Source organism: Amycolatopsis sp. NPDC049252, assembly GCF_043197175.1.
Taxonomy (GTDB): Bacteria; Actinomycetota; Actinomycetes; order Mycobacteriales; family Pseudonocardiaceae; genus Amycolatopsis.
In genome coordinates this window covers 1-12,491 of the sequence record NZ_JBICSQ010000019.1, presented here as the reverse complement: position 1 = coordinate 12,491, position 12,491 = coordinate 1, and the positions used below count along the sequence as shown (strand labels likewise).

Below are 12,491 nucleotides of genomic sequence, written 5' to 3'. Positions count from 1 at the left end.
GTTACAGCGCATCGGCGCGGTCCACGGAACTTTCCGTGTCTGGGTGGAGGACGGATGAGGTTTTTCCTGCTCGGGCCGATGGAAACCACCGGTCCGTCCGGCGCGGTGGTGCTTCCGGGCGTGAAGCCACGGGCGTTGCTGGCCGCGCTGCTGCTGGAGCACGGCCGGACGGTGCCCGCCGAACGGCTGATCGCCGTGGTCTGGGGGGAGGATCCGCCGCACACCGCTCGCGCGGTGGTCCAGACCTACGTCGCGACGCTGCGCCGCGCGTTCGACGCCGCGGGCCTGCCGGCGGTCATCACGTCCGATCGCCACGGCTACCGCGCCGACGTCCCGGCGGACGCGCTGGACGTGCGCGCATTCGAAGACCTGGTGGACCAGGGCCGGCAGGCCGCGCGCGCCGGGGACCACCCCGGGGCGGGCCGGATCCTCCGGGCCGCGCTGGCCCTCTGGCGCGGTCCGGCCTTCGGTGGGATCGGGGAGTCGTTCCTGCGGGCCGAAGCCGTCCGGCTCGACGAGCTGCGGCTGACCGTCCTGGAAGAACGGATCGACGCCGACCTCGCGGCGGGCCAGGGCGCGCAGCTGCTCGCCGAGCTCACCGGGCTGGTCACCGAGCACCCCACCCGGGAGCGGCTGCGCGCGGGCCTGATGGTGGCGTTGTATCGCGCGGGACGGCAGGCCGATGCGCTGGAGGCGTACGAGCGCGGGCGGCTGGTGCTGCTCGACGAACTGGGCATCGACCCGGGCCCGGAACTGCGCCGGGTGCAGGCAGCGATCCTGCGCTGCGACCCGAAACTGCTCCCGGCGAGCACGTCCCGGACCCCGCGGCAGCTCCCGTCACCGCCGTCGGACTTCACCGGCCGCGAGACCGAGCTGGCCGCGCTGGCCACCGTGCTGACGTGGCCCGAGGCGATGCCGGTCGGCGTGGTCTCCGGCGCGGGCGGCACCGGCAAGTCCACCCTGGCCCAACGGGTCGCGCACGACGTCGCGGCGCACTTCCCCGGCGGGCAGTACCACCTGGAACTGCACGGCTCGACGGCGAACCCGGCGACGCCCGAGGAGGTGCTGGGCCGCGTCCTGCGCGACTTCGACGCCACCGCGGCCGTCCCGGGCTCGCTGGAGGAGCGGGTCGCGCGGTACCGGACGGCGCTCGCCGGCACCCGCACGCTCATCGTGCTGGACGACGCGGCGAACGAGGCCCAGGTCCGCCCGCTGCTGCCCGGCAGCTCCGGGTGCGCGGTGCTCGTGACCTCGCGCAACCGGCTGCCCGCGCTCGCCGGCGCGGCGTTCGTCGAGCTCGGCGTGCTGCCCCCGGCCGCCGCGGAGCTGCTGCTCACCCGGATCGTCGGGGCCGAGCGGGGCGGGTCCGAACCGGCGGCCGTCACCGAGATCGCCCGGCTGTGCGGGCAGCTGCCGCTGGCCATCCGCGTCGCCGGGGCCCGGCTCGTCTCGCGACGGCAGTGGACGCTGTCGCGGCTGGCCGACCGGCTGGCGCGCGAGCAGCACCGGCTCGACGAGCTGGCGGTCGGCGACCAGCAGGTGCGGGCCAGCATCAACCTCAGCTATGAACTCCTCCCGGAGCTCGCCAAGAAGGCCCTGCGCAGACTCGGGCTGCTCGGCCTCCCGCACTTCCCGGCCTGGATCGCCGCCGCGGCCCTGGAAACCGAGCCCGACGACGCCGAAGTCATCCTCGAAGCGCTGGTCGACGTGTCCCTGGTGGAACCCGACGGTGCGGACCCGCTCGGGCTGATGCGGTACCGGCTGCACGACCTGGTGCGCCTGTTCGCGCTGGAACGCGCGTCGGCGGAGGAAACCGCCGAGGCGCGCGCGGCCGTCGTCGAACGCGTGCTGGGCAGCTGGATCTGGCTGGTCGAGCGGATCGACGAGACCGCGCCGCCGTTCCTGCCCTCGGTCCCGGCCGGGTTCCGCAAGGGGCGCCCCGTCGACCCGGAGATCACCGGGCGGGTGGTCGCCCGGCCGTACGACTTCTTCCGCGCCGAAGAGCCGACGCTGACGGCCGCGGTCGAGCTGGCCGCCGCGATGGACCTCGACGCCATCGCGATCGAGCTGGCCACCGCCCTGTCCGGCACCGCGTTCGGCGGGCACCACCGCGTTTTCGACGACCCGTTCGGGGCCTGGCAGCGCACCCACGACGTCGCGCTCGCCGCGGCCCGCCGCAACGACAACGTCCTGGGCGAGGCGACCCTGCTGGCCGGGCTCGGGCAGCTGCACTACGAGCTCGACGACTTCCCGCGGTCCCGGGCCCACCTGAGCCAGGCGCTGCCGATGTTCCGGGCGGCCGGCGACGTCCGCGGCGAGGCCACCACCCTCGCCGCGCTCGGCGCGGCCTGCCGGGACCAGGGGTACCTGCCTGAGGCGCTGCACTTCGTCGACCAGGCCCGCAAGATCTGGGAAGGGCTGCCGGAGGCCGGTGGGATGGGCAACGTCCGCCGCCTGGCGGGCTCGGTGTACGTCGAGATGGGCGAGTACCCGGAGGCGTACGCCGCGCTGACCGAGGCGCGGGAGCTGTTCAGCGAGGCCAGCTCCCTGCGCGGCGAAGGACTGACGTTGCGCAGCCTCTCGCTGTACCACCGGGCGCGCGGCGACTGGGCCGAGGCGGAGGCGTCCGCGCGGGAGGCGCTGGCGATCTTCGAGCGGACCGAGGACCGGATGCTGGTGGCCTACTGCGAGCGCGCGCTGGCGAAGACGCTGCTGCGGCGCGGGGACTCCGCCACGGCGCGGCAGCTCGCGGAGGGCGCGCTGGCCGTCAGCCAGGCGCTCGCCGACCGCTTCGGCCAGGCGTGCACCCTGCGCGTGCTGGGGGAGATCCACCTCGCCGACGGCCGGCTCTACCAGGCCGAGCAGTGTCTCGAGGACGCGCTGGGCCGGTGGAGCGACCTGCGCGTCGAGCTGCTCCGGGCCCGGACCCTGTGCACGCTGGCGGAGGTGAATTCGGCGCTGGGGAACGCGGACGCCGCGGGCCGGATGACCACCGAGGCGCTGGCGACGTTCCGCGCCTGCGGTGCCCGCGACTACGCCGAGCTGGCCGGAACTCCGCTGTAACCCGGGCTACAGCGTTCCTGCAGCGCGGCGGGGAAGGGTGGGCGGGGATCGCTTCACCTAGTTCCGGAGGAACGAACACCCATGCCGCCGTTCGTGTTGCTGTCGGACCCCCGCGTCGCCGCCGTGCCGATCCGGGAGACCGGTGAACGCCTGGTGGACCTGAAGGACACCGGCGCCATCCGGCTGGACGACCGGATGGCCGACGAGCGGAGGGCGTACGCGCACGTCCGGGTCAGCGTCGCCGACCGCTTGGTGGCGGCGCAGTGCCGTCTCCCGCGCGAGCTGCGCCTGCTCGTGATCGAGGGATTCCGCCTCCAGGCGATCCAGGAGCGCGACTTCGCGAGCAGCCGCGCCCGGACAGCGCGCGCTCACCCGGACTGGCCGTCCTCCCGGGTCTGGACGGAGGCGGCGACCTTCGTCTCGCCCCCGGAGGTGGCCCCCCACGTCTCCGGCGGCGCGGTGGACCTCACTCTGTGCACTGTGGACGGTCAGGAGCTCCCGATGGGCACGGAGGTCAACGAAACCCCGCCGGAGTACGGCCCGGAGTGCTTCACGGCGTCCCCGGCCATCAGCGAGGAGGCCCGGGCGAACCGGAAGACCCTGATCGAGGCGATGTCGGCGAGCGGCTTCGTGAACTACCCGAGCGAGTGGTGGCACTGGTCCTACGGCGACCGGTACTGGGCGCTGGTGACGGAGACGGCGCACGCACCCTACGGCCCGGCCACCCTCACCGCGTAACGGTGAGACGCGTGGTGACGGCGAGCGAGCGTGCCCTGTTGTCGAAGTAGCGGCCGAGGCACCGGGCCATGTCGTCGCAGCTCTGACCCGAGGTGACACTGATGCCGGTGAAGCCGGTCTGGTCCCAGAACGTGACGAGACACCCGCCTTTGACGACGAAAGAACTGATGCTGCCGGCCACGACCATCCCGGTGGAGAACCGCCGCACGCCGAGATTCCCCTCCGACGCCTCGTGCTTGCCAGTGGGGGCGCCGCAGTAGTCACGGCCGTAAGCGCTGACGAAGTTCAGGTACCCACCCGCGCCCAGCCGGCCGGTCTGGTCGAACACGGTGAGCAACGGGCTCAACGCCAGTTTCGACTGGTAGGTCGCAAGCGCCGCCTCGGTCGTGAAGCACGCCTTCGGGCCACCGGCGAGGTCTTGTACGCAGTACGCGCCGGTGGCCGCACTCGCCTCGGCCGCGGTCGGCGGGACGAGGACGGCAGCCACCGCTACCGCCGCGCCGGCAATGGTTCTCCATGGTTTCATCTCGTACGCCTCTCTGGAGTTTCGGTGTCCACCGGATCCGCCTGCCGGGGCAGGACGAACCCTCACCTTCCACACGCGTCACTCGGTGAGCGGTTTAGCCGGATCGCGGGCGTTTGGCGTTCGGGATGGTCCTGGTCTTCACTCTTTCGGCCGTCGAAAGGGGGACGCCGCATCGGCGCCGAACCGCCTCGGACGTCTGGTGCCGCTGAAAGAGTGGTCGAGGTGGGCCAGAAGGGTACAAGTCTCGGCTGGCCGGATCGAGCTTTCCTGCTGGCGCTCACCGTCGTCGAGAAGCTGACCGGCCTGACAGACCACTGGCTGAGCTGAAGGCGAAGGGCCGTTCCCGGCGCAAAGGGGGCGGCCCGGGCCACGTGAACCATCTTTTTCTCCGTGTAGGTCGCTTGACTGACTGACCGGATCAGTCAATACTCGCCCCATGCGTGGACGGGTGCAGCCACGGCCGCTGGGCGAGATCGCGTCCGCCGCGGCCCGGGTCTTCACCGGCAAGGGCTTCAAGGCGGCCGGGATCTCCGACGTGGCCGCCGTGCTCGGCCTGAGCCACGGTGCCCTCTACACCTATGTGGACAGCAAGGAGGCGTTGCTGTACCTGGCTTTCCTGCACCTGACCGAGCCGGCGTCCCTGGACGGGATGGCCATTCCGGTCGTCTCGCCCGGCCTGGCGGGGATCGTCGAGATCGACGCGCGGTCGGTGGCGTCGGCCGGGTTCCCCGCGCTGGCCACCGCGCTCGAGCGGCGGCGCACCCGGCCGGTGGCCGAGGAGCTCGGCGGGATCGTCGACGAGCTCTACCGCTACGTCGAGGGGCACCAGGGCCTGCTCGCGCTGGTCGAGAGCTGCGCGCGCGACATCCCGGAACTCGCCGAGCTGCACTTCGTGCGCGGACGGCGGGTCCTGCTGGACCAGCTGGGCGACTACCTGCGGCGGCGCATCCGGTCCGGGCACCTGCGCCCGGTTCCGGACGTGCCGACCTCGGCCCGGTTCCTCGTCGAGAGCATCGCCTGGTTCGCCTGGCACCGGCACGGCGACCCGGACTCGCTGATGCTCCACGACGACGACTGCCGGCGCACCGTGCGCCACCTGCTGCTGGCCGCGTTCCTACCACCATCTCCCGGGGGAAATGACGATGACAGAGACGGTTGAGGACAGCCGGGAAGCCGACACCCGCGTGGCGTGGCGGCCGGTCCTGCTGGTCACCGGCGTGGTCGCGGTGCTCCACCTGGCCGTGGCCGCCCGCTACGGCTGGCACCGCGACGAGTTCTACTACGTGATCACCGGCCGCCACCCGGCCTGGGGTTACGTCGACCAGCCGCCGCTGACGCCGGTGCTGGCGCGACTGGCCGCCGCGCTGCCCGGCGGCGTGCTGCCGCTGCGGGTGCTGGCCGTCGCGGCCGAGGCCGGCTGTGTGCTGCTGGGCGCGAAACTCGCCGCCGAACTCGGCGGGCGGCGCCGGGCCCAGCTCGTCACGGCCGCCGCGGTCGCGGCCTGCCCGGCGTTCGTCGCGGCTTCGGCGCTGTTCGGCACCACGGTCGTCGACCAGCTGTGCTGGCTCGCGGTGACGGTCGCGACGGCACGGGCGCTGCGGCTGGGCACGATCCCGGCGTGGCTGCTCGCGGGCCTGCTCGCGGGCGTGGGCCTGGAGAACAAGGACACCATCGCCGCGCTGCTCGTCGGCATCGGTCTCGGCCTGCTTATCACCCGGCGCTCGATGCTCCGGACACCGGGGCCGTGGCTGGCCGCGGCGCTGGCGTTGCTGATCGCCCTGCCGAACGTGCTGTGGAACGCCTCCTACAGCTGGCCGTGGCCGGACGTGCGGATGGCCGGGGTGCTGTCCGGCCGCTCGGGCAGCGCGCTCACCCAGGTGCCCGAACTCCTGCTGCTGCTGACCGGCCCGCCGCTGCTCGTCCTGGCGGTGATCGGCGTGCGACGGCTGTGCTCCGGCGCGGGCCGGCCGCACCGGTGGCTGCTGGTGGTCGCGCTCACCGCGGTGGTGTTCATCGCCGTCACCTCGGGCAAGTCCTACTACGCCGCCCCGATGCTGCCCGGCCTGTTCGCCGCCGGCGCGGTGCGGGTGGAGGCCGCGAACACCCGCGACGGCCGGCGGTCGTGGCCGATCGCCATCGCCGCCACCGCCGTGTTCGCGATCGTGATCGGGCTTCCCGTGTTCCCGCCGAAGATCACGAACAGCATCGGCTTGAGCAGCACCGTGATGGAGACCTACGGCTGGCCCGAGTACGTGCGCCAGATCGTCTCGGTCGCCGACCGGTACCCGGCCGGCACGGTGATCTTCACCAGCAACTACGGCGAAGCCGGCGCGCTGACCACCCTCGGCCCGGCCGAGGGCCTGCACAACCCGGTGAGCAGCGGCCACAACGCCTACGGGTTCTGGGGCCCGCCACCGGGCGGCGACGCCACGGTGTTGTGCGTCGGCGAGTTCACCTCCGGCTACCTGCGGCAGTTCTGGTCGCAGGTCACCGAGATCGCCCCGCTCACCCTGCCCGACGGCCTGTCGAACGAGGAGACCGAGAAGCACGCGGCGATCTATTCGTGCCGTCAGCCGCACGGCAGCTGGGCGCAGCTCTGGCCCGGCCTGGCACACCTGGGCTGACCGGAGAGCGGCTTGCGCACAGGCCGTCCGAACAGGAAGAGGTACGCGTGAGGACCCTGCACATCGGACTGCGGGTGACCGATCTCGATCGGTCGCTGGCGTTCTACACCGCCGTCGGCTACGAGATCGTCGGCACGGTGCCCGAGACGCCGATCGGGCAGCTGACCATGCTCAAGCTCCCCGGCGACGAGTTCGTCGCCGTCGAGCTGGTGCACGACGGCAACCCCGTGGACAGCGGCACCGGTGTGAGTCACCTCGTCGTGCAGGTCGAGTCGATGGCCGACACGCTCGACGCGCTGGCCGGCCACGGGATCGAACCGGGTGATCCAGGGCAGGAACGCGCTGACGGCCTGAAAACGGCGTTCATCGCCGACCCGGACGGTCGCCGGATCGAACTCGTCCAGTGGCCCGCGGGCCACCCCGACGGCATGACCGCCGCCGACTGGCCGGAGGGGGCCTGAGGAAGGTCAGTGGTCGTGGTGCCCGGGAGGGGGCTGAGCAGCGGGGAGAGTCGAGCGCAACGGCCTCGCGAGCGCCTCGACGACGGAAGGGGCCAGCCGCAGCGTCGGCAGCTGCCGCAGTTCCGCCTCGAAGGCAGGATCGACCTGGGCACACCCGCAGTCCAGGTACTCTTCGACTCTGAAGCACCGGTAGGCCAGGTCCGAGGCGAAATCCGGGGGCGCGAGCCGGGCCAGCAGACGGATCATCGGCGCGGTGACCGCGGCCGGCCGGGCGCGCAGGTCGTCCGCCGGCAACCGGGCCACGAGTTCCGTCGACTCGTCCGTGCCGGCCGCGGGGATCTCGTGCCGCTCGTACACCGCCGCGACCAGCGGTTCGGTGTCCCACCCGGTCGCCTGGCGGCTCAAGCCGGCCAGTTCGGCGATCTCCGGGTCGTCGTTGCCTTCCAGCAGCATGCCGACCGCGACGTCCGGCCAGTCACCCGGCGCGAGGCAACCGCGGAGTTCGGCCGACCTCGCCACCGAGAGCGCCGTTCGCACCGAAGCCTCGTCCATAGCTCGACTCTAAACGCGAAGGCGCCGAACACGATCCGCGGTTCGTGGCGGGCTTGCCACTGTGACGTCGGTGTGACCGTCTCACCCGTACGCTGGCGTCTTCGGTTCGAAGGTGGGCGGAGGGCGACGGGTGAGGGGCTTCCCGGCACCGGGCCAGGACCCCACGTGGGATCGGGACCTCAGCCGGCTCACAGTCCGTTCGCCGGCTACGGAATGTTCGCCGACGAGATCGGTGCGGACCAGGGGGCGACCACCACGAGCCGGCGCGCCATCCACAGTCCTGGCGATGTTCGACCAGCACATCCGGTCATCCTGCTACCCCGAGTCTCGATCGAGGCGACGTAGCTCCCGCAGGCCGGCGTTACGTGGCTGGTCGGGGGATGGGAATTTCGGCGTCGAGCACGACCGCGCCGGCGGTGTCGGTGGCGACCAGCGTCACGCGTCCGGACTGCGCCGGGGGTGCCGGAGTCCACTGCATTCGCTGCCGGTCGAGGTGGTCTCCCGATTCGGCCGAGCCGCCGGTCCGGCGGTAAGCGGTGCCCTGCTCGTCGCGGAGTTCCCAGGTGAGGTCGGCCAGTGGCGAGCCGGCGACCGCCCGGCCCGGTCGCTCGGTGGCCTCCCCGCGGCGTAGGCGTTTCATCCACTCCAGGTGCTCACGCGAGGCCCGCGCCCGCCTGCCGCGGTGCTCCGGGCCGGGGTGGGTGTAGAGGTCGGCCAGAAAGCGGTCGCTCCACAGCTCCGCCGAGATCAGCGTCACCGGCCGGCCGCCGAGGTCCCCGAGTTGCCGCGGCCCTGCCAGCACACCGCGCAACGCCGGCGGATCGAGCGGCTCGCGGGCCACGACGGGCGCCGAACCCACCGGCACAGCAACGGGAGCAAAGGTCCCCGCGGCCGTCGAGGACGACACCGAGGACGACACCGACCGGATTTCCGGCCTGATCCCGGCTTCCTCGAGGGCGTCGAGCGCGGCGCTTTCCTGCTCGTCGGTGAGCACGCCGGTATCGCCGAGGGCCTCGACCTGCGCCGCGAGCCGGCTTCCCAGCAGCCGCAACGAATCCACGGAAACCTCACCGGCAGACCGAGCACGGCTCACCCCGGCGACGGCCGGTCGAAAGACCTGCGCCAGCCACTGTTCCCCGGACAGCATCACGACTCCACTTTATCGCCGCCCACAAGCCGGCTAGTTACTCGTGAACCTGGCCGGACGGAACGTTTTCGGGGCCTCTTCCCAGTCCGAGTACAAGGCGTCGTGCCGGAGGTTCCCCGTGATGACGTCGAAGAGGAAGTCCGCCACCGAACCCTTGTGGGTTCCCCAGCCTGGCCCGGTGTTCTCCAGGAAGACGACGGGCCAGGTGTCCGGGTCGCCGTCGCCGGAGGGATCCCAGAAGTAGCAGTGGTCGTCGTCGACGGCCCAGAGGATGAGGCCGTCGAACTCGGGGTGGAACCTGTGCGGGAACGTTTCGGGGGCGACGTCCCGGGCGGAGGTGAGGTAGGTGTACCAGTTCTCGGCGTTCGTCCGGAAGAGGTCGAAGGTTTCGGTGTCCTGTACCGGGGAGATCATGCGGATGCCGTCGGCGAATTCCGGTCCATCCCAACAGGCCGGCCAGCCTGCCATGGGTTCGGGCCAGGTTCCGAATTGCCTCGGCGAAACAGCGGGATAGTGCCCGGTCATCGGACCGCGCGGCGCTGGATGCGACGGGCGGCGGCGAGCACGATCGGCGCTGCGAGCCAGCACAGGTACGCGCCGGTGCCGGTGATCACGAACGAGAGGGGAACGGACACCCCGAACACGGCGGCCAGGCAGATGCTGCGCACCAGGCTCTGGGCGAATTCCGGGGGTGTCACGTCCGTGCGGTACAGCTGCTCACGCCGGATCTCCCGGATGATGAGCGCGAACGTCGCGGACGCCAGCACCTGGACGAGCGCGTAGAAGCTGAACCGGGGTGGGAAGGCGCCGTCGGCGGTGAGGACCCGGGTGGCGAACGGCATCAGGACCTGCATGAACAGCCAGGCCAGGGTGAGGCTGGTCAGGCGGCTGCTCAGCGAGCCGACGTAACGGAAGATCTCGTGGTGGGCGCGCCAGTGGGCGGCGATCACCGTGAAGCTGAGCGCGAAGGCCAGGTACTCCTTGCCGTGGGCCAAAGCCGAGCTCAGCATGGCGTCGGTGGTGTCGCCGGTGGGGACGGGAAGTTCGAGGGCGAGCAGGGTGAGGGCGATCGCGATCACCGCGTCGGCGAACATGGTGAGCCGGTCGGCGGCGGCCGTGCGCGCTTCGCCGGTCTCGTTGTCGCGGTGGCGGCTGTGCTGGGGTCCCATGGTGGTCGGTTCCCGCGGGTTCAGACGGCGACGGCCGGCGGAGGTGTGGCGGCGGCCAGGCGCCGGGACCGCACGGCGAGGACGATCATGACCGCCGGGATCAGCAGGTCGTTGACGAGAACGCCGCCGGTGTTGCCGGGCGCGTGGTCACCGTTTGCGAACCACTGGTAGACGTGGCCGGCCAGGGCACCCCACAGGAACATGCCGCCGCCGAGTCCGATGGTGATGCGCTCACGTGCCGACGCCGAAGCGGCGCGGAAGCCCATGATGGCCAGCCCGAGGTTGGCGAAGGCGATCTCGAACAGGAAAGGCGTGCGGGGAAAGCCGATCGCGGTGGCCATCACGTCCGGGAAGGCGAAGAACGCCACCGTCATCCACAGGCTGCCGATGCCGAAGGCGCCGATGGCCCACCAGCGCTGCCAGATCTCCAGCCGCTCCCGGGCCGAGGTGGCGTGGCGGGCTCGTACGTAGGCGCCGATGGCCGGGACCAGGATCCAGACCAGGGGAAAGGCTGACTGGGCGAAGTAACCGAAGTTGTCCATGCCCTGAGTCTTGCATGGTTAACATTAACTGGTCAACACTCTGTTAGTCTGACGACGTGGACGAAGGACTCGCAGACTTGCTGCACCGCGTGGTCATGCTCCTGGGCGATGCGGCCCGGCGGCGCACCGATGGCCAGGACGGCCTGACCTACAGTCAGATACGGCTGCTCGGCACCCTGGAGGACATCGAGCCGGCGACGCAGCATCGGCTGGCGCAGGCGATGTCGGTGTCGGACCCGGCGATCAGCCGCGCTCTGCGGTCCCTCGAGGCGGACGGCCTGGTGCAGGTCGTCGTCGACCCCGCCCACGCGCGGCGGCGCCTGGTCACGCTCACCGAAACCGGCCGGAAAGCCTTCCATGTCAACGGGAAGCCGCTCTACGACGAGTTTCGCGCCGGGCTCGTCGCCGCCGGGTTCCCCTACGAGCGCTACCTCGAAGACACCCTCCGGCTGGCCGAGATCCTCGAATCCGACTGACGACGCACCGGATCGCTCGCCGCGTTGCCCTGCCGGCACTCAGCGCGGGCTGTTCCGGCTCCGGTACGCCGCGACGCTGGCCCGGTGGGCGCAGGTTCGGGTGCAGTACTGCTTCGAGCCGTTGCGCGAGAGGTCCGCGAAAGTGGCCCGGCAGGTCGGCCCGGCACAGACGCCGAGACGCGCGGGGCCGAGTGTGGTGATCACCGAGGCCAGCGCGCTGAGCGTCGTCGCGGCCAGGTGCGCCGAGCAGCGGTCGGTGTCGGAAGTCACCTCAGTCGACCAGCGGTCGTGATCGTGGCGCAGCACCGGGGTGGCACGGTTGTGCAGCAGGCCGTCGTTGATCAGGGCCGCGGCTCCGGCCGCGTCGGTGCTCGCTCGTTCGAGCACAGCGCGCACCGTCTCGCGCACTTCGCGGGCCTCCGCCAGGTCGGCGCTGGTCAGACGCCGCCGTGGACCGGTCCCTTCGGCCACGGAATGGTCGTCGAGGAAGGCCTGGAGCTGCTCCACGGTCTCGAGCGCGTCCTCTCCCTTGATCGGCCGCAAGGTGTTGGCGAGATCGACGGCCGTCTGGACCGCCGAGGCGGTGTAACACGCATCGAGCATTTGACGTGTCTCCTGACCGTTCGTAGGGTGACATCCATAGTAGCTGTCACGTGTCACGCTGTGGAGGAAGGAGACGACGGTGCCGCAGACGATCCCAGCCGGAGGAGCTCTCGGCGGCGGATCGGACCAGGCCCCGGGCGGGCGCCGGCTGGGGCTGGTCCTGGGGTTGCTCGTGCTGCCCCAGTACGTGGCACTGGGCGCACCGTCGGTCGCGCTGCCGGCCATCGGCCGCGGGCTCGCGGTGCCGTTCGGGGCCACGGCGTGGATCCTCGCCGCGTGGTCGCTGACCTCCGCGCTCGCGATGCCGGTCGCGGGCCGGCTGCTGGCCCGGTGGAGCCCCTTCCGGGTCCTCGTCGCCGGGGTCGTGGCCCTTGCCGCTGGCTCGGCCCTCGCCGGTTTCGGCCCGACGCTGCCCGTCGTGATCGTCGGCCGGCTGATCGGCGGCGCCGGGGCGGGGGCGACCGTGATCGCCGTCTTCGCCGCGGTCACCGCCGTTCCCGGGCGGGAACGGACCCGCGCGCTGGGGATCATCGCCGCCGCGAGCGCGACGGCGTCGGCGTGCGGCACCCTGCTGGGCGGAGCGGTCACCT

14 protein-coding genes are annotated in these 12,491 nt (G+C 71.8%); 7 read left to right on the top strand and 7 right to left on the bottom strand.

Translation table 11 applies throughout. The features are described from left to right. Positions 1–54: 54 nt before the first annotated feature. On the top strand, positions 55–3,063 hold the full coding sequence (locus ACGFMK_RS21730; RefSeq protein ID WP_392765890.1) for a BTAD domain-containing putative transcriptional regulator: 3,009 nt from the start codon (positions 55–57) through the stop codon (positions 3,061–3,063). Positions 3,064–3,144: 81 nt separating this feature from the next. Further along, positions 3,145–3,801 (top strand): M15 family metallopeptidase, encoded by a 657-nt coding sequence (locus tag ACGFMK_RS21725; protein ID WP_392765888.1) that lies wholly within the window; start codon positions 3,145–3,147, stop codon positions 3,799–3,801. Here the strand turns inward: ACGFMK_RS21725 and ACGFMK_RS21720 are convergent. Further along, positions 3,791–4,288, bottom strand: a complete 498-nt coding sequence (locus tag ACGFMK_RS21720) for a hypothetical protein (protein WP_392765885.1) — start codon at positions 4,286–4,288, stop codon at positions 3,791–3,793. The genes ACGFMK_RS21725 and ACGFMK_RS21720 overlap by 11 nt on opposite strands. A 475-nt stretch (positions 4,289–4,763) precedes the next feature. Here ACGFMK_RS21720 and ACGFMK_RS21715 point away from each other — a divergent pair, with 475 nt between their 5' ends. From ACGFMK_RS21715 to ACGFMK_RS21705, 3 genes are read left to right on the top strand one after another with little or no spacing between them, the layout of a single operon-like run. Then, complete coding sequence (locus tag ACGFMK_RS21715) at positions 4,764–5,486, top strand: TetR/AcrR family transcriptional regulator (RefSeq protein WP_392765882.1); 723 nt, start codon at positions 4,764–4,766, stop codon at positions 5,484–5,486. Beyond that, positions 5,470–6,951 (top strand): glycosyltransferase family 39 protein, encoded by a 1,482-nt coding sequence (locus ACGFMK_RS21710; protein WP_392765879.1) that lies wholly within the window; start codon positions 5,470–5,472, stop codon positions 6,949–6,951. The genes ACGFMK_RS21715 and ACGFMK_RS21710 overlap by 17 nt, the downstream gene beginning before the upstream one ends. A 47-nt stretch (positions 6,952–6,998) precedes the next feature. Beyond that, complete coding sequence (locus ACGFMK_RS21705; RefSeq protein ID WP_392765876.1) at positions 6,999–7,412, top strand: VOC family protein; 414 nt, start codon at positions 6,999–7,001, stop codon at positions 7,410–7,412. 6 nt (positions 7,413–7,418) lie between these two features. On the opposite strand, the gene ACGFMK_RS21700 is transcribed toward ACGFMK_RS21705, so the two are convergent. From ACGFMK_RS21700 to ACGFMK_RS21680, 5 genes are all read right to left on the bottom strand, one after another. Beyond that, positions 7,419–7,964 carry a hypothetical protein gene (locus ACGFMK_RS21700; RefSeq protein ID WP_392765873.1) on the bottom strand — a complete coding sequence of 182 codons (546 nt, stop codon included), beginning with the start codon at positions 7,962–7,964 and terminating at the stop codon, positions 7,419–7,421. A gap of 361 nt (positions 7,965–8,325) precedes the next feature. Continuing rightward, positions 8,326–9,024: a hypothetical protein gene (locus ACGFMK_RS21695; protein ID WP_392765871.1), complete on the bottom strand. Its 699-nt coding sequence runs from the start codon at positions 9,022–9,024 to the stop codon at positions 8,326–8,328. Positions 9,025–9,144: 120 nt separating this feature from the next. Further along, positions 9,145–9,525, bottom strand: a complete 381-nt coding sequence (locus tag ACGFMK_RS21690; protein WP_392765868.1) for a hypothetical protein — start codon at positions 9,523–9,525, stop codon at positions 9,145–9,147. 107 nt (positions 9,526–9,632) lie between these two features. Beyond that, complete coding sequence (locus tag ACGFMK_RS21685) at positions 9,633–10,280, bottom strand: TMEM175 family protein (RefSeq protein WP_392765866.1); 648 nt, start codon at positions 10,278–10,280, stop codon at positions 9,633–9,635. Positions 10,281–10,300: 20 nt separating this feature from the next. Further along, the gene (locus ACGFMK_RS21680; RefSeq protein ID WP_392765863.1) at positions 10,301–10,822 is read right to left on the bottom strand and encodes a DUF6790 family protein; all 522 of its coding nucleotides are present in this window, start codon (positions 10,820–10,822) and stop codon (positions 10,301–10,303) included. Between the two features lie 56 nt (positions 10,823–10,878). On the opposite strand from ACGFMK_RS21680, the gene ACGFMK_RS21675 reads away from it, so the two are divergent. Then, entirely contained in the window at positions 10,879–11,298 is a 420-nt protein-coding gene (locus ACGFMK_RS21675) for a MarR family winged helix-turn-helix transcriptional regulator (protein ID WP_392765860.1), read from the top strand. 39 nt (positions 11,299–11,337) lie between these two features. On the opposite strand, the gene ACGFMK_RS21670 is transcribed toward ACGFMK_RS21675, so the two are convergent. After that, positions 11,338–11,901, bottom strand: coding sequence for a CGNR zinc finger domain-containing protein (locus tag ACGFMK_RS21670; RefSeq protein ID WP_392765857.1), 564 nt, complete (start codon positions 11,899–11,901; stop codon positions 11,338–11,340). 79 nt (positions 11,902–11,980) lie between these two features. On the opposite strand from ACGFMK_RS21670, the gene ACGFMK_RS21665 reads away from it, so the two are divergent. Further along, positions 11,981–12,491: MFS transporter (locus tag ACGFMK_RS21665; protein WP_392765854.1), on the top strand; the 511-nt coding region annotated here is incomplete at its 3' end.